This window comes from Corynebacterium sp. HMSC29G08 (assembly GCF_001806875.1).
Lineage (GTDB): Bacteria > Actinomycetota > Actinomycetes > Mycobacteriales > Mycobacteriaceae > Corynebacterium.
The window spans coordinates 38,691-61,526 of sequence record NZ_KV786253.1 but is presented as its reverse complement, the minus strand read 5'-3'; the positions used below and the strand labels follow the sequence as shown (position 1 = coordinate 61,526).

At 62.5% G+C, this 22,836-nt stretch carries 14 protein-coding genes; 6 read left to right on the top strand and 8 right to left on the bottom strand.

The window, feature by feature from the left end; all coding sequences use genetic code 11:
- Window positions 1-325 precede the first annotated feature (325 nt).
- Window positions 326-2,503, bottom strand: a complete 2,178-nt coding sequence (locus HMPREF3101_RS06845; protein WP_070463817.1) for an NADP-dependent isocitrate dehydrogenase — start codon at window positions 2,501-2,503, stop codon at window positions 326-328.
- Window positions 2,504-2,584: 81 nt separating this feature from the next.
- Between HMPREF3101_RS06845 and HMPREF3101_RS06840 the strand changes: the two genes are divergently transcribed.
- From HMPREF3101_RS06840 to HMPREF3101_RS06830, 3 genes are all read left to right on the top strand, one after another.
- Window positions 2,585-3,487, top strand: coding sequence for an exodeoxyribonuclease III (locus HMPREF3101_RS06840; RefSeq protein ID WP_070463832.1), 903 nt, complete (start codon window positions 2,585-2,587; stop codon window positions 3,485-3,487).
- Between the two features lie 635 nt (window positions 3,488-4,122).
- On the top strand, window positions 4,123-5,226 hold the full coding sequence (bioB, locus tag HMPREF3101_RS06835) for a biotin synthase BioB (protein ID WP_070463816.1): 1,104 nt from the start codon (window positions 4,123-4,125) through the stop codon (window positions 5,224-5,226).
- Window positions 5,226-5,429, top strand: a complete 204-nt coding sequence (locus HMPREF3101_RS06830) for a biotin synthase auxiliary protein BsaP (protein WP_052205284.1) — start codon at window positions 5,226-5,228, stop codon at window positions 5,427-5,429. The genes bioB and HMPREF3101_RS06830 overlap by 1 nt, the downstream gene beginning before the upstream one ends.
- Here the strand turns inward: HMPREF3101_RS06830 and HMPREF3101_RS06825 are convergent.
- The 7 genes from HMPREF3101_RS06825 to HMPREF3101_RS06800 all read right to left on the bottom strand — a co-directional run bounded on the left by HMPREF3101_RS06825 (window position 5,426) and on the right by HMPREF3101_RS06800 (window position 19,925).
- Complete coding sequence (locus tag HMPREF3101_RS06825) at window positions 5,426-6,109, bottom strand: hypothetical protein (protein ID WP_070463815.1); 684 nt, start codon at window positions 6,107-6,109, stop codon at window positions 5,426-5,428. The two genes, HMPREF3101_RS06830 and HMPREF3101_RS06825, sit on opposite strands and share 4 nt — an antisense overlap.
- Window positions 6,106-6,780, bottom strand: a complete 675-nt coding sequence (locus HMPREF3101_RS06820; protein ID WP_070463814.1) for an ATP-binding cassette domain-containing protein — start codon at window positions 6,778-6,780, stop codon at window positions 6,106-6,108. Before HMPREF3101_RS06820 ends, HMPREF3101_RS06825 begins: the two co-directional genes overlap by 4 nt.
- A complete protein-coding gene (locus HMPREF3101_RS06815) occupies window positions 6,777-7,130 on the bottom strand; it encodes a GntR family transcriptional regulator (protein WP_070463813.1) in 354 nt (117 codons plus the stop codon). Before HMPREF3101_RS06815 ends, HMPREF3101_RS06820 begins: the two co-directional genes overlap by 4 nt.
- 98 nt (window positions 7,131-7,228) lie before the next feature.
- Window positions 7,229-9,022, bottom strand: a complete 1,794-nt coding sequence (locus tag HMPREF3101_RS06810; protein WP_070463812.1) for an acetyl/propionyl/methylcrotonyl-CoA carboxylase subunit alpha — start codon at window positions 9,020-9,022, stop codon at window positions 7,229-7,231.
- A gap of 16 nt (window positions 9,023-9,038) precedes the next feature.
- The gene (locus HMPREF3101_RS12140) at window positions 9,039-9,200 is read right to left on the bottom strand and encodes a hypothetical protein (RefSeq protein WP_168160172.1); all 162 of its coding nucleotides are present in this window, start codon (window positions 9,198-9,200) and stop codon (window positions 9,039-9,041) included.
- Window positions 9,201-9,223: 23 nt separating this feature from the next.
- Entirely contained in the window at window positions 9,224-18,262 is a 9,039-nt protein-coding gene (locus HMPREF3101_RS06805) for a type I polyketide synthase (protein ID WP_070463811.1), read from the bottom strand.
- Window positions 18,263-18,293: 31 nt separating this feature from the next.
- On the bottom strand, window positions 18,294-19,925 hold the full coding sequence (locus HMPREF3101_RS06800) for an acyl-CoA carboxylase subunit beta (RefSeq protein WP_070463810.1): 1,632 nt from the start codon (window positions 19,923-19,925) through the stop codon (window positions 18,294-18,296).
- A gap of 100 nt (window positions 19,926-20,025) precedes the next feature.
- Between HMPREF3101_RS06800 and HMPREF3101_RS06795 the strand changes: the two genes are divergently transcribed.
- From HMPREF3101_RS06795 to HMPREF3101_RS06785, 3 genes are all read left to right on the top strand, one after another.
- The gene (locus HMPREF3101_RS06795) at window positions 20,026-20,424 is read left to right on the top strand and encodes a holo-ACP synthase AcpS (protein ID WP_070463809.1); all 399 of its coding nucleotides are present in this window, start codon (window positions 20,026-20,028) and stop codon (window positions 20,422-20,424) included.
- Window positions 20,425-20,606: 182 nt separating this feature from the next.
- Window positions 20,607-21,614 carry a tryptophan--tRNA ligase gene (gene trpS, locus HMPREF3101_RS06790; RefSeq protein WP_070463808.1) on the top strand — a complete coding sequence of 336 codons (1,008 nt, stop codon included), beginning with the start codon at window positions 20,607-20,609 and terminating at the stop codon, window positions 21,612-21,614.
- Window positions 21,615-21,741: 127 nt separating this feature from the next.
- Window positions 21,742-22,827: a YhjD/YihY/BrkB family envelope integrity protein gene (locus HMPREF3101_RS06785; RefSeq protein WP_070463807.1), complete on the top strand. Its 1,086-nt coding sequence runs from the start codon at window positions 21,742-21,744 to the stop codon at window positions 22,825-22,827.
- The last annotated feature ends 9 nt before the right edge of the window (window positions 22,828-22,836 follow it).

Here is a 22,836-nt window from a genome sequence, read left to right as displayed (position 1 = left end):
CCAGAACACCGGTACCAAAAACCCGCATCTGACAGGATCCAACCTAAAATGCGACCGAGAAGCAAGAAACAGGCAACAAAACATTTCCGCAGGTAAGGGATTTTTTTGAAGAGTTTAAGGGCTGTTTTGGCATCTTTTTCTGGTTACGGAGCAAGAAAAAAATCGTGCTTCTGATCTGATGTAAGTGGTCTAGTTCCTCGGGTAAGCGTTTGCGGTAAGTGGGGCGGAGGTACCGGGCTGGGCACAGCGCTGCCCAGCAGGACCAAACAAAAAGGCCGGTGCCGGGGCGCGAAACCCCGTCACCGGCCGATCTCAGATCGGCGAGCTACTTCTCCAGCGCGTCGATGATCTTGTTAAACGTTGCGGACGGGCGCATGACCGCGGAGGTCTTCTCCTCGTCCGGCCAGTAGTAGCCGCCGAGGTCGGCAGCGTTGCTCTGGGCGTCCAGGAGCTCCTTGTCGATGGTCTCGGCGTTTTCGCGCAGGTCCTTGGCGATCGGCTCGAACACGGAGGCCAGCTCGGCGTCGTCGGTCTGGGCGGCCAGTGCCTCTGCCCAGAACAGGGAGAGCCAGAAGTGGGAGCCACGGTCGTCGATCTCATTGACCTTGCGCGACGGCGACTTGCCTTCGTCGAGAAGCTGCTCGGTGGCCTTGTCCAGCGCGGCAGCCAGGACGCCGGCGCGCTCGTTGCCGTTCGTGTTCTTCTCGTGACGGAAGGACTCGGCCAGCGCGAGGTACTCGCCGAGGGAGTCCCAACGCAGGTGGTTTTCCTCCTGGACCTGCTGGACGTGCTTCGGGGCGGAGCCGCCGGCACCGGTCTCGAACAGGCCGCCGCCAGCCATCAGCGGGACCACGGAGAGCATCTTCGCGGAGGTGCCCAGCTCGAGGATCGGGAACAGGTCCGTGTTGTAGTCACGCAGCACGTTGCCGGTGACAGAGATGGTGTCCTCGCCGCGGCGGATGCGCTCGACGGAAGTCTTGGTGGCCTCGATCGGGGACTGGATGGAGATGTCCAGGCCCTCGGTGTCGTGATCAGCCAGGTACTTCTCAACAAGGGAGATGAGGTTGCGATCGTGTGCGCGCTCCTCATCCAGCCAGAAGATGGCCTTCATGCCGGAGAGGCGGGCGCGGTTGACGGCCAGCTTGACCCAGTCCTGGATCGGGGCGTCCTTGGTCTGGGTGGCGCGCCAGATGTCGCCGGCCTCGACGTCGTGCTCGATCAGCACGTCGCCTGCGGAGTTGACCACCTGGACGGTGCCGTCGGCCGGGATCTTGAAGGTCTTGTCGTGGGAGCCGTACTCCTCGGCCTTCTGCGCCATGAGACCGACGTTCGGGACGGTACCCATGGTGGTCGGGTCGAAGGCGCCGTTCTCACGGCAGTCGTCGATAACAGCCTGGTACACACCGGCGTAGGAGGAATCCGGGATGACGGCCAGGGTGTCCTGCTCCTGGTCGTCGGCGTTCCACATGTGGCCAGAGGTGCGGATCATGGCCGGCATGGAAGCGTCGATGATCACGTCAGACGGCACGTGCAGGTTGGTGATGCCCTTGTGGGAGTTGACCATGGCGAGCGCCGGGCCGTCGACAAGCTGCTGCTCGAAGGCCTTGCGGATCTCCTCGCCGTTGTCCAGCTCGGACAGGCCGTCGAGGATGGCGCCGAGGCCGTTCTCGCCGTTGAGGCCAGCCGCCAAAAGCTCCTCGCCGTACTTGTCAAAGACGGGCTTGAAATACGCGCGCACGACGTGGCCGAAGATGATCGGGTCGGAGACCTTCATCATGGTGGCCTTCAGGTGCGCGGAGAAGAGCACGCCCTCTTCCTTGGCGCGCTTGACGGCCTCGAGCAGGAATGCGTCGAGCGCCTTCGCGGACATGTAGGTCGCGTCGATGACCTCGCCCGCCTGGACCTTCAGGCCCTCCTTGAGCACGGTGCCGTCGGTCATCTTGATGGTGAGGGTGTCCTCGGCCGGGATAATGACGGACTTCTCGTTGTGACGGAAGTCGCCAGCGTCCATGGTTGCAACGTTGGTCTTGGAGTCCTTCGACCACACGCCCATGGAGTGCGGGTGCTTCTTGGTGTAGTTCTTCACAGCCTCCGGCGCGCGGCGGTCCGAGTTGCCCTCACGCAGCACCGGGTTGACAGCAGAACCCTTCACAGCGTCGTACTTATCCTGAGCATCCTCATAATCCGGGATGTCAAAACCAGCAGCCTGCAGCTCAGCAATAGCCTTCTTCAGCTGCACCAGGGAAGCAGAGATGTTCGGCAGCTTGATGATGTTGGCCTCAGGCGTCTTCGCCAACTCACCCAGCTCAGTCAACGCATCCGGAATGCGCTGCTCATCGCTCAAACGATCCGGGAACTGCGCGAGAATACGCCCTGCCAAAGAAATGTCGGCGGTTTCCACATCGATGCCAGCCTGCGCGGCGAATGCCTCCACAATCGGCTTGAACGAGTAGGTTGCCAGCAACGGCGCTTCGTCGGTGCGGGTCCAAATGATCGTAGACATAGTGCTCCTTGTATCTAATGTCAGACTTCAGATACCAAGCGTACCGTTTTGCGCCGCCCTGTAGGGTCGAAACCCATGAGTCTGACCATCGCTACCGTCAATGTCAACGGCATCCGCGCCGCAACGAAAGTTCGCAACGAGGTCAACCCGGGCATGCTCGCCTGGTTGAACGAGACCCCGGCGGATGTTGTGCTGATGCAAGAAGTCCGCGCCACCGAGGACCAGGCCCGCGCGGCGCTCGCCCCGGCCCTTGAGCAGGGCTGGCATCTAGAGGTCGCGCCCGCCGCCGCGAAGGGCCGCGCCGGTGTGGGCATCCTGTCTCGCCAGCCACTGACTCAGGTAGAGGTGGGTATTCCAGGGTTTGAGGATTCGGGTCGCTTCATTAGGGCCATGCTTGCCGACGCCACCTACGTCGCCTCCCTCTACCTCCCCTCCGGATCCGCCGGCACGGAAAAGCAGGACGAGAAGTATCGCTTCCTCGACGCCTTCGAGCCGCTGCTTGAGCAGTGGGCCGACGAACACCCGCACATGGTCATCGGCGGCGACTGGAACATCTGCCACCGCCGCGAAGACCTAAAGAACTGGAAGGGAAACCACAAAAAGTCCGGCTTTTTGCCGCACGAGCGCGCCTTCATGGATTCCGTCTTCGGCGCCTTCCCAGATAGCGAAGCCCAGGATCTGGACCTGAAATCGGTTCCCGGCTGGGCGGGTGCGGTGGAGTACGTCTCTGAGCTTCCGGCACGTGTGGCCTGCGAGAACCCGAAGTGGTTCGACGTGGCGCGCCGCCTGAACCCGGATGATGCGGGCTATTCGTGGTGGACCTTCCGCGGCCAGGCGTTTAACAACAACGCCGGCTGGCGTATCGACGTCCAAGCCGCCACCGCCAACATGCTCGAACGCGCCCAGCGCGCCTGGGTGGACCGGGTTGCGACGGTGGAGGAGCGCTGGTCTGACCACTCGCCGGTTGTGGTGGAGTATCGCTAGCTTCGGCTGCTTTGCTCTGGCCTTTTAGCCTTCTGGCTCCGGACCTCGGCTTCGGCTTCGGCTTGGCGGTCCAGCCGGACCTCGGTGCCCTGGCTGGCCGGACCTCGGGGGGACCTTTTTTGGATTCCGGCAGCATGTTGCCAAACCGGGGATATCTGCCGCATTTGCCAGCTGGCCCACAGGAATCGGAGTGCCGCGCCACACTGGGCCTCGCCGTATTTCGTTGCAACTCGCCGTACCTCGCTGCTCCGATCGCTGTCTCACGCGGGGTCTACTGGCAGGGGTCTACTAGAGGGCTACTGGCAGGGGTCTACTAGCAGACAATGTAAAAATCGCGATGAGTCAAGACAACTGACCTGGGGAAATGTAGGGCCGAAATCGTTATCTGCTAGGAGTGTGCCCTTGCAACAGCCTGAACCTGGCAATCACCTTGCAATTGCGGCAACTATCCCCGGTTTGGCAACATGCTGCCGCAATTCAAGAAAGCTCCCCCACACCCCAGCGCCCCCAGCGTCTCAGCGCTCCAGCGCCCCAGCACTCCGCGACCAGGCCCGCCCAAAAGACAACTGCAAAGTCATCCATGAATTTCGCCATTCCCTGAACACCGTTCAAGTAACGCGCTACACTTCGTGTGCATGACTGCGACAACTACGACAGCCACCACTGAAACGGAAACCAAAGACATCCTCGACATCGCACGCGAGAAGTGCCTCGAGCGCGGCGAGGGCCTGAAGCAGGACGAGATTTTGCAGGTTCTGCAGATTGAGGATGAGCGTCTGCAAGAACTCCTCGACCTCGCCCACCAGGTGCGCATCAAGCACTGCGGCGTGGACGTCTCGCTGGAAGGCATCATCTCCTTGAAGACGGGCGGTTGCCCCGAAGACTGCAGCTTCTGCTCCCAGTCCGGCCTCTTTGAATCCCCGGTGCGTGCCGTCACGTTGAACATTGCTGAGCTGGTGGAGGCTGCGAAGCAGTCGGAGAAGATGGGCGCAAGCGAGTTCTGCATTGTTGCCGCTGTGAAGGGTCCGACGGATGCCCTGCTTGAGCAGGTGGCCGAGGCTGTCACCGCCATTCAGGAGGAAGTAGACATTTCGATTTCTGCGTCGCTTGGCATTCTGACCCGTGAGCAGGCACACCGCCTGGCGCAGATGGGCGTGACCCGCTACAACCACAACTTTGAAACTGCCAGGTCCTTCTTCCCGAACGTGGTGACCACGCACACTTGGGAGGAGCGCAAGAACACACTGGAGTACGTGCTGGCTGAGGGCATGGAGACCTGCTGCGGTGGCATTATTGGCCTAGGCGAGACGCTGGAGCAGCGCGCTGAGTTTGCCGCGCAGCTGGCGGAGATCCGCCCGCATGAGGTGCCGATGAACTTCCTGGACCCGCGCCCGGGTACTCCGTTTGCGGATCGTCCGCTGGTGCCGCAGGGTGAGGCGCTGCGCGCGGTGGCGGCATTTCGCCTGGCTATGCCGTCGACGCAGTTGCGCTTCGCGGGTGGCACGGAGCTCGCGCTGGGTGATGACGGCACCGAGCAAGGCCTCCTCGGCGGCGCCAACGCCATCATTGGTGGCAACTACTTGACCACGTTCGGGCGTCCGATGGAAAAAGACCGCGACGCGGTGGACCGTGTCATGGAGGGCGGGGCGAAGCCAGGGTTGAGCCTGAACATCACTCCGGTGGGACAGAAGCAGAACTCTGGGCACGGCGCGCTGTACGACACGTTGAAGTCCCTGTAATGAAAATCCCGGATTCAACGGAACTGGCCGACGCTGTGCTCTCGGGCGAGATCGCCTGGCCGCTGGACCCGGCGCGGCCGTATGATGCGCCGCGGATTTGTCCGCTGTGTGAGCGTCGCATGGTGGTAAAGATCAGCCCGATGGCGTGGGAGGCTGCGTGCTCCCGCCATGGGCTGCTGCGCTCTGAATGGTTGGAGCGTTAGGGTACGAAGCGTTTCGTGCGCGAGATTACTGCCGTGGATACGCCAAGGGTAAAGAGGCATGCCGTAAGCAACCCGGGGGCGGCGGCGGTGAACCAATCACCCACACGGGATTCGACGGCCCAATACAGCGCCACTGTGAGGGCAAAGGTGACAAAGCCGCCGACGAGGGCGCGTCCCGCACCGAAGGTGGTGTAGGCAAGCCCTAACGCCACCCCGGCAAAAGCCGCGACGAAGAAGAACGCGATGTGCAGCAGCACCGTCATGGTCATCGAGGTGGCGTCTTGCCCGGCGCTGACCATGACGTAGGGGTCGCCGTTTGTGTCGGTCCACGGGACGTCCTGGCCGTTGGTGAACAAGAACACGTCATAGGCCTGGTAGTACGGGTTGTTGTGCTGGTTGAGGATTGATGAGGCTGCGGTGAGCACCCCAAGTGCCACAGCCACAGACAGCGCGGTCAGCGTTGCAGAATTCATCCAGGCGGAAAAGCTTGCGCCCAGCTGGTTCAGTCCCGGCCAGTGCAACGCGGCGAACGCAAACAGGACCAAAACGCATACGCCGCCAAACAGTGTCCACGCGGCGCCGTCACCCGCGTAGTTGCGCCCGCGGGGGATCAGGTAGAGCAATACCACAAGCGGGGCGAAAAATGTGGCTGTTTTTAAAGGGCTGAGGAAGAGTTTCATCGCGGCATCCTTTCGGTTGCAAGCAGATCAATAAGTTCGGTGTCGTCGGGGTAGGTGCAGGTCAGGTCGGTTGCCACGGGCTGTGCAAACACCGCTTTCGCCATCGGGCCCAGTGTGGACTGCTCGAGCGTTCGGTGGCGTGCCGCCAATTCGGCGATTGCGTCGGTGGGGCCGGTGATGGTGGGGAAGAGGTAGCGTGTGGCGTCGATAAGCAAGGGCTCCGACACCTCCTGATCAAAGACCTGGATGACATGGGTGGCTAGGCCGGCGAAGTCCTCGGGGCGGTGCGATGCCATCACCACGCTGCGCTGCTGGTTTTCCGCGATGTAGTCGATCAGCCGCTGGCGGATCTGTTTGCGGGTGGTGGTGTCGATGCCGTCAAACGGCTCGTCGAGAAGCAGTAGGTCCTTGCCTATGGCCAGGGCCACCTCAATGGTGAGGAGGCGACGCTGCCCAACGGAGAGATCCCTGATGCGGGCGTTGGGCAAGTCGAGCTCCACGTGCGGGTAGATCGCCGCGACTGCGCGCAGGTGATCGTCCACGGTTGCGCCCGCAAACTTCGCGTCCGCACCAGCCGGGACAATCGCTGCGTGCGGGCCCATGAGCGTGTGTAGGTAGTGGGTTTTGCCGGCGGCGTTCGGGCCGACCAGCGCATAGAAACCGGGATTCATTGGGTGCGCTCCTTTTCAATCATTGCGGTCAGCTCCTCGGAGGTGATGCCGAGCTGGTTAGCCTCATGGACAAACGGTTGGACAAAGTCGCGGGCAAATGCTTCACGACGTGTACGTAACACCTGCTCACGCGCACTCTCCAACACAAACATGCCGAGCCCGCGGCGCTTCTCCAGCAGGCCCTCGTTGAACAGTTCGGTGAGCGCTTTGGCAGACGTTGTTGGGTTGACGGAGTGATAGGCGGAGAGCTCGTTGGTGGACGGCACCCGGTCGCCGGGGGCGAGGGTGCCAGCGCCGATGAGGTCACGTAACTCATCGGCAATCTTTTGGTATATGGGTTTACCACTCATGTGGGTAACCATAAAACGGGGAAGCCCGGCGCGTCAACCCCCAATTTTTTGACGCGCTGGGCCAAGCCGGTTCAGTCGCGGAAGCTGCAGTTCAGCGGCTACTGATCAGCGACGATATCTAGCAGCGCCGCGCCCTTATCCACGTGGCTGCCGGCCTCCACAGCGAGGTTCTTCACAATGCCGTCCTTGTGGGCCTTGACCGGGTTTTCCATCTTCATGGCCTCCAGGATCACCACAACGTCGCCGGCCTCAACGCGCTCGCCTTCGGAAACCTCGACCTTGACCACGGTGCCCTGCATCGGCGCTGCCAAGGTATCCGCGTTCGCGCCACCCTTGGCGCCGCCGGAGCCACCACGCCCGCGGCGCTTGCGGTCACGTCGACGCTGCGCCACCGCGCCCAAAAGCAGCGATTCCGGCAGCGTAATCTCAATGGAGCGGCCATTAACACCGACGGAGACCGTGCGGCGGCGGTGCTCGTCGCCATCCTCCGAACCAGCATCGTCCGTGTCGTACGGTGCGACGTCCGGGTCCCACTCCTCTTCAATCCAGCGGGTGTAGACGGTGAATTGGTCGTTGGGTGCGGTAAACGCGGCGTCGTCAAGCATCCGCTCATGGAACGGGATGACCGTGGGCACGCCTTCGATCTTGAACTCCGCCAAGGCACGCTTAGCGCGCGCAATTGCCTCGTCCCGGGTGCTGCCGCGGACAATCAACTTGGCCAACATGGAGTCGAACTGCCCGCCGATGACGGTGCCTTCCCTAATGCCGGAATCCACGCGCACGCCCGGGCCCGAGGGCTCCACGTAGCGGGTGACCGTGCCCGGTGCCGGCATGAAGTTGGTGCCAGCGTCCTCGGCGTTGATGCGAAACTCGATGGCGTGGCCAGTAGGCTCTAGGTCCTGCTCGAAGCGCAGCGGCTCGCCCGCGGCGATGCGGAACTGCTCAACAACCATGTCCACGCCGGTGGTCTCCTCCGTCACGGGGTGCTCCACCTGCAGGCGGGTGTTGACCTCCAGGAAGGAAATCAGCCCGTCCTCGCCCACGAGGTACTCCACCGTACCCACGCCCACGTAGCCGGCTCTCTTGGTAATCGCCTTGGCGGAGGAGTGGATGCGTTCGCGCTGCTCGTCGGTAAGAAATGGTGCCGGGGCCTCCTCGATGAGCTTCTGGAAACGGCGCTGCAGCGAACAATCGCGGGTACCGCCAACAATGACGTTGCCGTGCTGATCAGCCAACACCTGGGCCTCAACGTGGCGGGCGCGGTCCAGGTAGCGCTCCACAAAGCACTCGCCACGCCCAAACGCGGCCTGCGCCTCGCGGGTGGCGGATTCGTAGAGCTCACGGATCTCACCACGGGTGCGCGCCACCTTCATGCCGCGACCACCGCCGCCAAACGCCGCCTTAATAGCCACCGGCAGGCCATGCTCATCCGCAAACGCAACCACATCATCGGCATTGGCCACCGGGTCCTTGGTACCCGGGGCAAGCGGCGCATCCACGGCTTCTGCCAGCGTGCGCGCCGTGACCTTGTCACCCAAGTTCTCAATCGCGCGCGGCGGCGGACCGATCCAGGTCAGCCCCTCTGCAATCACGCGCCGGGCGAACTCGGCGTTCTCACTCAAAAACCCATACCCCGGGTGGACCGCATCCGCACCGGTATCCCGGCACGCCTGCAGCACCTTCTCAATGTCCAGGTAGCTCTGCGCGGACGTCTCGCCGCCGATAGCCACGGCTTCATCGGCCATCTGGGTAAACGGGGCGCCCTTATCCGGGTCCGCGTAGATAGCCACGGAGGAAAGCCCGACGTCACGCGCCGCGCGGATGATGCGCACCGCGATCTCGCCGCGGTTAGCAATCAGCACTTTGTTGAACGGGAAATCATGCTCATGCATATATGCGCTCCTTTGCTTAGTAGTACGTGACGTTTCCGAAACCAGCGCCAAAACCCTCATCGGCACTGTCGCCGACCGTGGCCACGTGCCAGGTCTGCGCCTGCGCAATGACAGCGCTCAGCGCCGCCAGCTCGTCGTGGGAAAGCGAAGCGTCATTGGTGTGAAACAACGGTGTCATGGTGTCTCTCCTTAAACAGGGCCTTAAACAGTCGGGTAGGTGCCGTCAGCGTTGAGACGGGCGGCGGGGTTGAGTAGCAGGGCAATCTCATCGTCGTGATCGTTTACGCCAGCAAAGCGACGGTTTTCCACCGGGGTGAACAGCTCAGCGCGGCCGAGCATGCCAGCCTCCAGGCGGCCAGCGCCGTCCACACGGCGCTTGGTGGCCTGGGCGCGCCAGGCGTCGGCGTCGATACCCTCACGCACCAGCGCGGCCTCGAACACACCCGGGTGGCCGAGCACAACCAGCGCGCCGACGTGGCCGAAGCCAAGCGAGGTCAGCGCCGCCGCCTTCACCTGGCCTTCACCCAGCGCAAGCGGGGAGCGCAGCCACACCAGGTTCTTCGCCTTCGGCGCAATCAGCGGATCCACGCAGTCCAGCGATGCGTTCGGCGGCAGCGCACCGGTAGCCAGCACGTCAATCAGCCCGCCGATCTGGAACAGGGCGGCACCAGCCTTGGAGTGGCCCGTCAGCGTCTTCTGGGAGATCACGTACATCGGCGCATGCTCGTTGCGTCCAATGGCCGGCCACAAAAGCGAGTGCAGCTCGGACTCATTCGGGTCATTGGCATTGGTGGAGGTGTCGTGCTTGGACAACACGTTGACGTCGTCAGGCGAAAGGCCCAGCGAAGCCAGATTCTTAGCCAAGCGGGAGGACTCACCGCCACACGCGGCAGCCAGCACACCTAACCCAGGCGCCGGGATGGAGGTGTGCGCGCCGTCGCCAAAGCTGGAGGCGTACGCAACTACAGCATGCACCGGCAGACCCAGCTTGGCGGCAAGGGAGCCGCGGGCAAGCAGCAGGGTGCCGCCACCTTCGGCCTCAAGGAAGCCGCCGCGGCGACGGTCATTCGCACGCGAGATGAAGCGGTCATCAATGCCCTGGGCAGTCATCTTGGCGGTCTCGGCGGTGGCGTTCATGTCGCCGAAGCCCTGGAGGGACTCCACCTGCACGTCATCAATACCACCGGCGATGACAAAGTCCGCCTTGCCCAGCGCGATCTTGTCCACAGCCTCCTCAACACTCACTGCGGCAGTGGCACACGCGCCGACCGGGTGAATCATGGAGCCGTAGCCGCCAACCAGCGCCTGCATGGTGTGCGCGGCCACCACGTTCGGCAGTGCCTCCTGCAGGATGTCGCTCTGGCGCTCCTCACCAATGAAGCGGGAGACGAACACCTTGTGCAGTGACTCCATGCCACCGATACCGGTGCCCTGGGTGGTTGCCACAAAGGAGGGGTGCACCGCCTGCATCAGCTCGCCCGGGGTGAAGCCTGCGGTGATGAACGCGTCCACAGCAGTGACCAGGTTCCAGGCGGCCATGCGGTCCATACCGTCGGCCATTTGCGCCGGAATACCCCACTTGGTCGGGTCAAAATCATCCGGGATTTGGCCCGCAACGGTGCGAGACAACGTCGCCTTCTTCGGCACGTACGCGTTTGCACCAGCCAGGCGGGTCACGGTCCACTCACCGCCAACCTGCTTGACCACAGTCTTGTCCGGATCGGCAGCCTCGTGGTCGCGGGCCTCGGCTTCCGTTGCCACGCTAAACGTGATGTCGCGGTCCAGATAGACCTGCTCCAGGTCTACGGAGCCCTGGTCCGTCAGGAAGTACTTGTCCGTCAGGGTGCGCACACCACAGCGTGCCACCACTTCGGCGCGGAAGCGCTCGTAGATGTCTTCCTCCGCAACCTCGGCACCGTCGGCGTCGTACCAGCCCGGCTTCGGGTCCTCGGACCAGGTGATCAGGCCCATCATCCAGGCCAGCTCCAGCACGCCCGCGGCGGTCAGCTCCACGCCTCCGGTGCGCTCGATGCCGTACTCAGCCTCGCGGCGGGTGCGGCCAGAGCCCCAGCTGGAGATCTCGCCCACGCCCACAATGACCACCATGTCATCCAGCGAGCAGGTCACATCCCCAACCTTGGCGGGTAGCGGTTGCAGCGGGTTCGACACATTCGGCAGAGCTCGGACGGTTGCGGGGCTTTCGCTTGTCGACGCCTCCGTGACCTCCCCACCACGCACCGACCGCGCCAGTTCCGCAATCGAAACCCCAGAGTCCGCCAGACCACCGGTTAGGTCCAGATCAAGCGGAGCCTGCTTCGCCTGCTCGCGAGACTCCGGTGATGCCAAGCTCATCAGCTGCGTGGAGATCTCCTCCGGGCTCCACACGTGGATGCCCGCAGCTTCCGCGGCCGGGACGAGGGCGTCGTTGCCGCCCATCAAGTGGGTACCAGCAACCCAGCCGATACGTGCCTGCGCCAGGGTGACGCCGTCTGGCCAACCGGTTTCGGCAGACCACTTGTTCACAATCGCATCGAGTGCGGCCTTGACCTCGCCGTAGGCGCCGTCGCCACCAAAGGTGCCGCGGTTCGGCGAGCCCGGAAGCACCACGTGTGTACGCGTCGCCGGGTAGTGGTCACCGCGCTGCGCCAGCTCGGACAAGCCAGCGATGGTGCGCTCCACCGACCACAGCAGCAGACGCGCCTGCGTCTCCGCGTTGCCGCCGACCTCTGCCAGCGAGCCGGACACGGACGGTGCTGCGAACGGGAACGCGAGCGTAGGCGTCAGCGCAGGCTTGATCACCTTGACGTCCTTGCCCACCGTCTCTTTCTGCTCCGCACCAATCCACGCGATCAGTGCGTCAATGTCGCGGTAGGACGACAGGTTCGCCGGCACCAGCCACAAGCTCGCGCCCACCGAGCCGTGCTCGGCGTAGAGCTTGCGCGCAAACTCCTTACGCGCTTGCCCAACGTTGGAGGCGGTCATGATCACGGTTGCGCCACCTGCCAGCAGTCGCTCCACTAAGGCGGTTGCGATCGAGCCAGGTGCGGCACCGGTCACTAGCGCAACGTCGTTCGCATACGGCTCATCGGCCTTGCCTTGGGCGGCGTCAGCGATTGCGCGCAGCACATCCGCGCGGTCCGCGCCGGTGTTTTGCGCGTACCATTCGGCCTGCTGGGCGATGGTTTCACCTGTGCCGGCAAAGCGCGCCGGGTCCAGCTCACACTGGCCAAGAGCCACGCGAACGAGGTCTTCGCGGGCTTGGGCCCAGCGGTCGTCGAAAAGCACAGCCTTGCGCTCATCAAACACTGGGGTGACCTGCTTGACCCAGCTTGTGCCGAGCTCTGCCTCGATGGTTTCCACAATCGTGGTGTCCGGTGCGAGGATCTCTGCGGTCTCATCCTCAACGCCCAGCTTGGCAAGCAGCGTGCGCGCCGTTGCCACCAGCGTGTCGGTGACCTCATCCTTGTAAGCATCCAGGGCTGCGGAATCAACCACGCCGCCACCGGAGCTGCCGCCTGCTTGCGCCTGGCTCACCGCCACCCCATGCCTTGCCGCAACATTTTGCACAGCCTGATCAATCAGGGCGCTGATCTCCGCCTTGGAACCTGCCGATGCTGGCAGAGTGGCCAAGGAGCCGCCGCGGACCGAATCTTCGGTCCGGGTGCCAAGCAGAATCTCGGCCTCAACATGCGGCGTCCACGATGCCGGCAGGCCCCACGCGGAAGCCAGGTGATCTGCAACGAACACCGGCTTCAGGCCAGCGCCGCCAAGCAGCTGGCGCAAACGAGTACCCACGGCCTCAGACAGGACAGTGCCAAACGGGGTGTAGCCCGGGGCAGCGGTGTTGACGCGCTGGTATAGCGTTGCCACATCCGCTTCCGCCGCGCCATCGATGGCGGGTACGCCCAGCTCGGCGGACATGTCCATGAGCAGCTGGTTGCGTCGGGAAGAAACACCACCAGTGAGCTCCTCAATCGTGTCAGAATCGTTGATCTGCTCTGGGCGGATCTTGTTCTGCACAGCAAAGAGCACGGTAATAGCGTCCGCAGCGGCAAACGCCAGGTCCTCGGTCGGCTCGGAGGCTGCAGTGGCCGGGACGGGAGCTGGAGCAGCGGCCGGGGTTTCAGCGGCCGGTGCAGCTTGGCTGTCAGCGGTCTCAGCTGCGGAGTCTGCCGGTGCTGCCTCTTCAGCCTCAACCTCTGGCTCAGGAGCCGCAACCACGTCATTGAGCATGACCGCGTCCTGGCTGGACTCAACGTTGAACACCGGAACATGGATGCCCACAACGTCCATCTCGCGCTTGGCCAAGTTGGTCAGCGTCGGGGAGGACGCCAAGCCAACCTCAATGATCTGCTCTACGCGCGGCAGCAGGAAGTCCTGGGTTTCAATCCAGCGCACCGGGGAGGCAAACTGCCACGCCAACAGCTCAATCAGCAGCGTGCGCGCAAGCGTATTGCGGTCCGTGTTCTCCGGGGTCAGCCCCTTCAGGCGCTCAGATGGCACCTCCGCCAACACTGCGTCGATGAAGTCCTGGGTCAGCTCGAAGGGGCGGGCAACCAGGTTCGGAATGTAGCGGTCAACCAGCGTGTCCACGTCGATTTCCGCAGGCAAAAGCTCATCGAGCTTCTCGGCGAAGTCCGCCACACCGCTGCGCAGCACGCGCGAGTGGAACGGCACGTCCACGCCCGGCACCGTCACGTACGCACGCGGGGTAATCGCGTTCGCCTTCTCCTTCAGCGCAGCCAGGCCACGCTTCGTACCGGCGATGGAGTACTGCTGGCCCTTGATGTTGTAGTTCACAATCTCAAGGAACTCGCCGGTGTCCTCCGAAAGCTGGGCAACGTAGGCCTCAACCTCTTCGGGGCCTACACCAATCATGTTCGGACGCAGCGCACCCATACCGTAGTCGGAGTTGCCCTCAGCGTCCCTCGGTACCAGCGAACCCATCGCAGAGCCGCGCGAGTACACAATGTCAATTACCGCTTCAAGCTCGAAGATGTTGCCCAGGGAGGCAAGTGCCGTGTACTCACCAAGCGAGTGGCCTGCGTAGTACGCTCCAGAGCCCAACGCATCCGCCTCACGCAGACGCTCTGTCTGGGCGTACGCCACCACAGCGAGTGCCACCTGCGTGAACTGGGTCAGGTGCAGGACGCCGTCCGGGTGCTTGAACTCTTCGCCGCGGACAATAAGGTGCGCCGGGTTTTCATCCACAATGCGCTGGATGGAGAAACCGTGGTTGGTGCGCGTGTGGCGGTCCGCACGGCGCCACACCTCACGTGCTGCTGCAGACGCCTCGCGGTCGCCCTTGCCCATGCCCTCGGTCTGGATGCCCTGGCCCGGGTAGACGTAGGCGGTCTTCGGCTGCGCCAGAAGCGCCTGGCCACGAGACACCACATCGCCGTTAATGCGGCAGGTCACTTCCAATGCCTGGTGGATGCCCTTACGGCCCACGCGCTCTGCGGTGATCTCTACCTCATCATCCAGCTGCACCATGCCGTACATGGAGTAGGACCAGCCGACCACCTTCCCGTGGCGACCAGCGAGGTGCTGGGCGGTGGCAGACAGCCACATGCCGTGCACCAGCGGTGCCTGCAGGTTCACCAACGCAGAGGCGTTATACGAGGTGTGGATCGGGTTGTAGTCACCCGAAACCAGCGCAAACGGAGTCATGTCGGAGGGTGCGTGGACGACTGCGCGGTCCACGAAGGATCGCGGCGTTGCCTCAATGCGGTCGCTGGACTTGCCGCCGCCGTACGCGGGGGCCGGTACCGGTGCTGCGGTGCCGGTAGCGCGGCCGCGGATGGCGAAGCGCTGCATCTGGGTCGCCACGATCTCGCCATCAGAGCTGAGTACGAGCTCCACGGAGACAATGCGGCCAGAGACGGATTCTGCGATGGAGGTGCACTTAGACACCACGTCAATCGTGCGGCCATCGGCAAGCTCGGCCAACGGCACGCGCAGATCAATCACGTGGTCCAGGTGCACAGCGTTGAGCAGGCCCTCAATCACCGGGTAGCCATCCGCCAGTTGGCCGGAGCCAAGTGCGGTGTAGATCGCCGGCCAGCAAGGACCGACCAACACGTCGGGCGTACCGGCAACGTTTTGGCCGCTTCCGTTTTGCCCGGCGCTTCCGCTTGTCGGAAGCGCCGCACCGGTGACTGCGGAGTGCGCCGTGAGCAGCGACGGTGGCAGGGTAAAGGAGGATCGTGCCACACCAAACGGTGCGTCCTCAGTCCGTGCCTCAAGCTCCGGCATGGCAATGATCGCGTCGCCAGCTTCGGACACCGAGCCCACACCGGCCAGGCCCTCAAGCAGGTCGAACACGCTCTGCGGCAGGCGCTCACGCGAGACCACAGGCGAAGCACCCGTAGCAGCACCCGCCGGAATGTCCACCGGAATGGTCACTTCGCGCACGTAGAACGGGCGCTGCTCCTCCGGCAGGTGATCCCATGCGGAGTCAGCGTTGATGCGAATCGTCCACTCGCGCTCACCGTACGGGTTGAGCTCGCTGGTCAGCTCAAACGCGTCATCATCCAGCGCGTACGCCGGGTTTGCCATCAGGTGACCGTGCCACACAAGCGTCGGGCAGGAGCGCAGGTACGCTGCCTCATCTTCGGCGTCACGCAGGCGGGAGAAGCGAGGCTCGGCGGTTGCGCCGGCGCTTATAAGCATCTGCGTCGTGGCGTCCTCAAACCTGCCCAACAGCTCCGCAACCGGCTCGTTTTTCTTGGTAATGCCGGCAACCGCCACCGGCCCCGGGATGATGCGGACCTGGTCAGCCGTGTAACGCTCATCTTGCGCCTGCCACAGCGTGTCCTTGCCAAACCACATCTTCAGATCCCCATCCAGCGCCGGCACCCACGGCATCGGCTTCGGGTAGGCGTAGTGCAGGCCGATCCACCAGGCAGCGTCGCGCGGGGAAACCTTCACCGTGCGTGCCTGCGGATAGTGAGCCAGCAGCTTATCGACGCCCCGCTGCGGCTCCACCTCTTCACCCTCCGGGAAGAGCGTGGCAATCTCGCCGTGATCGGCCTCGTTCAGGCGTGCCTCGATGCGCTGCAGCAACGCGACGAAACGTTTATCCCAGCTGCTGTCCACAAACGGCGCAGCCAGCTCAACGAAGCGCTCCACCCACTGCGCGTACGTCATGTCCTCAACGTCACCGAAGTAGGGCTTCGAGGTCTTCGACAGTGCCTCGATGATCTCCTCGCGGTGCGCCTCATACTCCTCAATATCCAGCGAGGCGATCAGGCGAGAAGCCTTGGCAAAGGAGTTATCCAGATCGTGCAGGTCCGCCAGCAGGTGGGACTGGGAAGACGCCACACCGCTGACACCCTGGCCGCGGCCGACCCAGCCGCCGTTGTGCTCCGGCGGAAGACCTGGGGTATCCACCAGCAGCTGCTTGACGGAATCGGTGGCCTTCGCTTCCTTCGTAGCCATGGCGACCGTGCCCACAAACACGCCGTCTACCGGCATCTTTGCCAGGCCGAACTTCTCCGACCAGGAACCGGTGATCAACTCAGCTGCGCGCTCAGGCGAGTACACGCCACCGCCGACGGTGAGCACCGCGTTGTCGTGCGCACGGATCTCCGCGTAGGTCTCCAGCAGCATCTCTTCCAGGTCAACCCAGGAGTGGTGGCCGCCCGCGTGGCCGTCCTCCACCATCAAAATCACGGAATCTTCCGGGTTGGCCTTCGCAATCTTCAGTACGTCACGAACCTGCTGCGTGGTGCCGGGTTTGAAAGCGATGTAGGGGAAGCCGCCGGCATGCAGCTGTGCAAGCAGCTCCGTCGCCTCCTCAACTTCCGGGATGCCCGCGGAGATGCATACGCCGCTAAACGGTGCGCCCGCTGCGCGCGCCTTGGGCACCATGCGGGTCTGGCCGAACTGCAGGTTCCACAGGAAGCGGTCAAAGAACATGGTGTTGAACTGCGCGGTACGACCCGGCTGCAGGAAGTTGACAAGGGCGTCCTTGTGCTTGGAAAACTCTTCCTCCGAGTACATGCCGCCGCCGGCCAGCTCCGCCCAGTAACCAGCGTTGGCGGCCGCGGCGACGATCTCGCCATCCGCCGAAGTCGGCGTCATGCCGCCCAGGATGATCGGGGACAGGCCTGTTAGGGCAGAAAAACGCGTCTGCGTGTACGTTTTGCCGTCCGGCAGGGTGATCACGCGCGGGGCATATTGGGAGTAGTCCGCTGCGGCAGGCAGGGCTTCGCCCGGTCGTGCGAGCGAGTCGCGTTTGCTCGCTTGCGTCGCGTCCACCACCGGCACCCCCACCCCATTAACCAGCGTCTGCATGATGTTGGCGGTGGCGTTATCCAGCGCGATCAGGTGGCTTGCACCATCAGCGACCAGGTTGCGGACGGTGGCGGTGAAGTCAAACGTGTCAACCAAAATTGCCTGCGCAAGATCACGCGGGGTGGTGGTTGCAAACGTGATGCCGCACTCCTTGGCCCACTTCGCCGCTTGCTCGACAGCCTGCGCGTTGCTTGCCACATGGAAAGGGTAGGCAACGTCCAGGTAATCAAACGTCGGCTGGATCTCAGCGCCGCCGAACTCAACCTCAAGGCGCGCGTTGTAGTCATTCGCACGCGCCTCAATTGCGGCCTGTGCTTTTGCCAACGCCTCCGGCGAACCCGAAAGCGCTACGTGCCTGCGGCCGTTGATCACACTGAGCACCGCACCTGAATCTGCCGGTACGAAGTCTTCGATCTGCTCAACGGTCAGCCCGCGCACCGACAACATCCGGCTGCGCGCATCGGTTGCGCCGTAATCGTTCGTAGCGGCCGCACCCAAGATAAACGCAAAGGCAAGCGCCTTCTCCGCAGCCTTGTCACCCTCCTTGGGATCCACAGCCACCGCGCCGATGATGCCTTGGGAGTGTCCACCGAAGCGCACCTTTTCCAGATCCAGACCAAGCTGGGTCAGGTGCTCCACCGCCGCGACCTGAGCCAACACAATCGCTGGCGCGCTTACTGCAGGAAACGCATCAATTGCCGCAACGTGCGGCTCATTGTCCAACGCCTCACGGATACGTTGCGCCACACCCGGCACCACGGAAGCAAGCGGGCGGGAGACGGGGCCGGTGATCAACGCGGCTTTGGCAAGCAACTGCTCAAGGCGCTTGCGTGCCGACGGCGCCGAAGCCCCCACATCAAACAAAGCCTGCTGCCAAGGGCTGCCCTGGCCAGGAAACACAATCGCAGGGCAGGTGAGGGACTGAATCGGGGTAAGAGTCATTCTGAAAAATCTTTCTGTTTTTAAGCGGGGGTTACAGCGGGATGTTTCCGTGCTTGCGCGCTGGGCGGGCAACAACTTTGTTCTTGTACAGGCGCAAATTCGCGGCAATCGCGGCGCGGGTTTCACTCGGCAAAATCACCGCATCCACCAACCCGCGCTCCGCCGCCTTATACGGGTTGAGCATCTCGTTTTCGTACTCGCGCTCAAAGCTCTTGATCAGCTGTGCAAGCTCTTCATCACCCATGCCGGATTCTTTGGCAGCGGCGATGTCCTTGCGGTTGATAAAGCCCACGGCACCAGCCGCGCCCATCACCGCAATCTGCGCGGTGGGCCACGCCAAGTTCACGTCCGCGCCCAGGCCCTTCGAACCCATCACGCAGTAAGCGCCGCCGTAGGCCTTGCGCATGGTCACGGTGATCTTGGGCACGCTGGCCTCGCCGTAGGCGTAGAGCAACTTCGCGCCACGACGCAAAATGCCATCGTGCTCCTGCGCCGAACCAGGCAGGAAGCCCGGGACGTCCACCAGCATGACAATCGGGATGTTGAAGCTGTCACAGGTGCGGACAAAACGTGCAGCCTTTTCCGCGGAGTCAATGTCCAGACAGCCGGCCAGCACCATCGGCTGGTTGGCCACAAACCCAACAGCCTGGCCCTCGATGTGGCCAAAAGCGGTGACCACGTTCTCTGCGCGCTGCTCCATGATCTCCAGGAACTCGCCATCATCGGTAAGTGCTGCGATGACGTCGCGCACCTCATACGGAGAGTTCGCGGAATCTGGGATCAGAGAATTCAGTTCCTCGTGGTTCTCGGCCTCTTCCGCTGAGATGGCGAAGGGCTGCGCGGATGTTGCGCGCTGGCGGCTATTAGACGGCAGGTATTCCAACAGCTCCGCCACCCAGTCAAGGGCGTCCTGATCATTCTCCGCGACGTAGTGGCAGTTGCCCGCCTGCTGCATGTGAATCCATGCTCCGCCGAGCTCATCTTGCGTAATCTCCTCGCCGGTGACCGTTTTGATCACGTCTGGGCCGGTGACAAACATCTTGGAGGTCTCATTGACCATGACCACAAAATCCGTCAACGCGGGGGAGTAGGCGTTGCCGCCTGCGCAGGCGCCCATGATCACGGAGACCTGCGGCACCACACCAGAGGCCTCGACGTTGTAGCGGAAGGTCTTTGCAATCCAATCCAGGGAGACGGCGCCATCCTGGATGCGTGCGCCGGCACCTTCGTACAGACCTATCAGCGGGCGGCCGGTGGTGACGGCAAGCTGCTGGATCTTGGTCATTTTCTCGCCGTAGACCTCACCGAGCGCGCCGCCGAAGACGGTGCCGTCCTGGGAGAAGATACACACCTCACGGCCGTCGATGGTGCCGAATCCGGTGACAATGCCGTCAGTGACTGGGCGTTTGGCCTGCATTCCGAATTCGTGAGTGCGGTGGCGGGCGAGCTGGTCGGTCTCTACAAACGAGCCTTCATCCAGCAGGTAGTCAAGGCGCTCACGTGCCGTTAGACGGCCAGCTGCGCGTACTTTATCCAGCGGTTTTGTACCTACCGGCTCTTGAGCTTCGGCACGGCGCTGTAACAATTCCTCGTTTCTTTGCGACGTGGTTGGCAAAGGGGGCGGTTCCGGCAAAGTAGTTTTGCCTACAAAAGTATCTGGCATACGGGCATACTAAACCTACGGAACCGTAAGTTCCGAATCCGTAGCCAAATTCACAGAAAAAGAGCAGCTTAATTTGAGCTTTGGAACCGAGTATTCAGGAATGTTTTCAGCGCATATCGGGACCGACCTGGTCCACATCCCAACCTTTGCTACCCAGCTTGAGCAGCCGGGATCAACGTTTTCGCGGGTGTTTACAGACCGCGAACTGCGAACCTGTGCGGCAAAGGCGGACCGTTCTGCGTCACTTGCCGCACGGTGGGCGGTGAAGGAGGCGTACATCAAAGCGTGGTCACAGAGCTTGTATGGCTACCCGCCAGTTATTGCCGTTGATGAGGTGGACTTTGCGGAGATCGAAGTGGTGGCGGATGCCTTTTCGCGCCCTTCGGTCGAGCTGCACGGTGAAGTTGCCAGGTTGGGGCCGATGGTTGCCAGTGTTTCTTTGAGCCATGATGGTGACTACGCGACGGCCACCGTTTTAGTCGGCGGGGGCCACAGCTGACGCCACTGAAAACAAATGCGAAATCTTTCAGCGTCCTGCGGTTTTAAAGTCCCATCCGTAACAAATCGATTTGTTTGCAATGGGGCTGGTGGGGCGCGTGGGGTTAGCGCTGGTGAACACCCTCTGGCGACACCTCCGGCCTTGCCGCACCCGCGCAAGTGCTGAGGGATAGACTGGCTTGCATGTCTCAACAGCGCGTTCTCTCTGGAATCCAACCCACCGCAGACTCCTACCACCTGGGCAATTACCTGGGTGCGTTGAAGCAGTGGATTGACCTGCAGGAAAACTATGACGCGTTTTACTTCATCCCGGACCTGCACGCGATCACGGTGGAGCAGGATCCGGAGGAACTTCGCCAGCGCACCATTGCTGGTTGCGCGCAGTTGATTGCGCTGGGTATTGACCCGGAGAAGTCCACCCTGTTTGTGCAGTCGCACGTGCCAGCACACGCAGAGTTGACGTGGGTGCTGCAGTGCCTGACCGGCTTCGGCGAAGCCAGCCGCATGACGCAGTTCAAGGACAAGAGCGTCAAGCAGGGCCAGGACCGTACCTCGGTGGGATTGTTTACGTACCCGATGCTGATGGCTGCAGACATTCTGCTGTACTCGCCGCAGCTGGTGCCGGTGGGTGAGGATCAGCGTCAGCACTTGGAGCTGACCCGCACTTTGGCGGAGCGTTTCAACGCCAAGTACGGCGAGACGTTCGTGGTGCCGGATGGGTTTATTCCGGAGGGTGCGGCGAAGATTTATGACTTGCAGGATCCAACGTCCAAGATGAGCAAGTCCGGTGCAAACCCGAAGGGTTTGATCAATCTGTTGGATGAGCCGAAGACGTCGGCAAAGCGCATTCGCTCCGCCGTTACGGACACTGACGGGGTCATTGCCTATGACAAGGAAAACAAGCCTGGCGTGTCCAACCTGTTGGTCATCCAGTCGGCGCTGACCGGCAAGTCCATCGAGGGCCTTGTCGCAGGATATGAGGGCCAGGGCTATGGTGCGCTCAAGGTGGATACGGCGGATGCGCTTGAGGCGTTTACTACGCCGCTTCGTGCCCGCTATGAGGAGCTGATGAGCGACCGCGCTGAGCTGGAGGCAATCCTGGCTCGCGGCGCGGATCGTGCACGTGAGATTGCGGAGCCATTGTTGGCTAGCGTCTACGAGAAGGTCGGCTTCCTCGCACCCCGCGGCTAGCGCCGAAGCCAGCGCACGGCTCACACGCTGGCCGTCTGACCCGATCTACTTCGGCGTTTTCCTCTACGATCGTCCTTTGGCAAGAAACACGCCAGAAGAAACACGTCAAAGGATGGAAGGGACGCCGATGGCAACATCGACATCGACGCGTAAGGAATACACCGACGAGTTCGGCATTGAGCGCGCCAAAAAGCAGGAGCACAACTCCAAGGTTGAAGAGCTTGAGGAGAAGGCTCCGGCTGTTGGCCATATGATGCGCATGCAGGAGCGTTTCGGCGCTGCTGGCGGTAACCAGTTCGCCGCGGGCATTACGTATTTCTCTGTGCTTGCGCTGTTTCCGCTGTTGATGCTGCTGTTTGCCGGTATGGGCTTTTTCTTAAACGCTCGTCCTGATTTGATGCAGGAAGTGCAGCGCCAGGTCACCGAGTCGATGGACGGTGACCTCGGGGAGATGGTCAATAGCCTGATCAGCACTGCTATTGATCAGCGTGGCGCTGTTGCCGGTGTTGGTTTGCTCACCACGTTGTGGTCGGGTTTGGGTTGGATGAACAACCTGCGCGTTGGTATTTCGGCGATGTGGAATTTGGACGCGAATGAGGGCGGCAACTTCGTGGTGAAGAAGCTGTGGGACCTGGTTGGCTTGGTGGTCCTGATCGCCTTGTTCATCGTGGCGTTTGGTGTTACCGCCATTGGTACGTCTGGGTGGACGACGGATTTGATGGCCCACTTCGGCCTTGGTAATTTCCCGGGGTCGCGTTCTGTGGTGTGGCTGGTAGGCATCACGGTTGGCATTTTGGCCAACTTCATTGTGATGACGTGGATGATGATGTTCATGCCGCGCACCAAGGTTCCGGTGAAGTCTGGTTTGAAGGGCGCGCTGCTTGGCGCGGTCCTGTTTGAGCTGATCAAGCAGTTCGCTACCGTCATCATTTCTTCGGCTACCGGCAACCCGGCTGGTGCGATCTTTGGCCCGATCATCGCGCTGATGGTGGTGCTGTACCTGATCTGGCGTGTGGTGCTCTACACCGCTGCGTGGACGGCTACCACGGAGGAGTCGCTGAAGGCCGCCCCAGCCCAGGTGCCGCCGCCGGCTGTGATCAACGTGCGTGCGGCTGCGGCAGATGCGCAGCGCAACAAGGCAAAGCCGAACCCTGTGGGTGCGGCACTCGGTGCTGTTGGTCAGCGCATTGTCGCGCCGTTCAACCGCAAGTAACCGCAAGTA

Coding starts and splice junctions, on each gene's coding strand:
- HMPREF3101_RS06845 (WP_070463817.1), bottom strand. CDS start 2,503: ATGTCTACGATCATTTGGACCCGCACCGACGAAGCGCCGTTGCTGGCA.
- bioB (WP_070463816.1), top strand. CDS start 4,123: ATGACTGCGACAACTACGACAGCCACCACTGAAACGGAAACCAAAGAC.
- HMPREF3101_RS06830 (WP_052205284.1), top strand. CDS start 5,226: ATGAAAATCCCGGATTCAACGGAACTGGCCGACGCTGTGCTCTCGGGC.
- HMPREF3101_RS06825 (WP_070463815.1), bottom strand. CDS start 6,109: ATGAAACTCTTCCTCAGCCCTTTAAAAACAGCCACATTTTTCGCCCCG.
- HMPREF3101_RS06820 (WP_070463814.1), bottom strand. CDS start 6,780: ATGAATCCCGGTTTCTATGCGCTGGTCGGCCCGAACGCCGCCGGCAAA.
- HMPREF3101_RS06815 (WP_070463813.1), bottom strand. CDS start 7,130: ATGAGTGGTAAACCCATATACCAAAAGATTGCCGATGAGTTACGTGAC.
- HMPREF3101_RS06810 (WP_070463812.1), bottom strand. CDS start 9,022: ATGCATGAGCATGATTTCCCGTTCAACAAAGTGCTGATTGCTAACCGC.
- HMPREF3101_RS12140 (WP_168160172.1), bottom strand. CDS start 9,200: ATGACACCGTTGTTTCACACCAATGACGCTTCGCTTTCCCACGACGAG.
- HMPREF3101_RS06805 (WP_070463811.1), bottom strand. CDS start 18,262: ATGACTCTTACCCCGATTCAGTCCCTCACCTGCCCTGCGATTGTGTTT.
- HMPREF3101_RS06800 (WP_070463810.1), bottom strand. CDS start 19,925: ATGCCAGATACTTTTGTAGGCAAAACTACTTTGCCGGAACCGCCCCCT.
- HMPREF3101_RS06795 (WP_070463809.1), top strand. CDS start 20,026: ATGTTTTCAGCGCATATCGGGACCGACCTGGTCCACATCCCAACCTTT.
- trpS (WP_070463808.1), top strand. CDS start 20,607: ATGTCTCAACAGCGCGTTCTCTCTGGAATCCAACCCACCGCAGACTCC.
- HMPREF3101_RS06785 (WP_070463807.1), top strand. CDS start 21,742: ATGGCAACATCGACATCGACGCGTAAGGAATACACCGACGAGTTCGGC.